A 692-nucleotide genomic window follows, 5' to 3' on the forward strand; every position below is an offset into this window, starting at 1 on the left:
CCTCGTCGTGACCTCCCCGGGCTGGCGGCCGGACCAGCCGCTGCTGATGGCCGCCCACGCGGCGGGCCTGCCGATCTGGTCCGACGTCGAACTCGCCTGGCGGCTGCGCGAGCGCGCCGGCCGGAAGACCGCCGACTGGGTGTGCCTGACGGGCACGAACGGCAAGACGACGACCGTGACGATGGTCGAGGCCATCCTGCGGGCCGACGGGCGCCGGGCGGTGGCCTGCGGCAACGTCGGCACCCCCGTGCTCGACGCGATCCGCGACCCGCAGGGCTTCGACGTGCTCGCCCTCGAGCTCTCCAGCTTCCAGCTGCACTGGACGCACGGCCTGGCCCCGGCGTCGTCTGCGGTGCTGAACCTGGCCGAGGACCACGTGGACTGGCACGGCTCGATGGAGGAGTACGCCGCCGCCAAGGGCAAGGTGTATGCGAACACGCGGGTGGCCTGCGTGTTCAACGAGCAGGACCCGCTGACCCGCACCCTCGTGGAGCGCGCGGACGTCCAGGAGGGCTGCCGCGCGATCGGCTTCACCACGGACACCCCGGGCCTGTCCGACATCGGCGTCGTGGACGGGATCCTCGTGGACCGTGCGTTCCTGGACAACCGGCGCCACGAGGCGATCGCCCTGGCCGAGCGCGCCGACCTGGGCCCGGTGGCGCCGCGCCACACCGTGGCCAACGCGGCCGCCG

Annotated in this window: 1 protein-coding gene; it reads left to right on the forward strand. The window is 73.8% G+C overall.

The window, feature by feature from the left end:
• On the forward strand, positions 1–692 hold a 692-nt coding region (gene murD / locus HMPREF3105_RS00975; RefSeq protein ID WP_246830299.1), incomplete at both ends, for a Mur ligase family protein.

The organism is Micrococcus sp. HMSC31B01, assembly GCF_001816085.1.
GTDB classification, from domain to species: Bacteria; Actinomycetota; Actinomycetes; order Actinomycetales; family Micrococcaceae; genus Micrococcus; species Micrococcus luteus.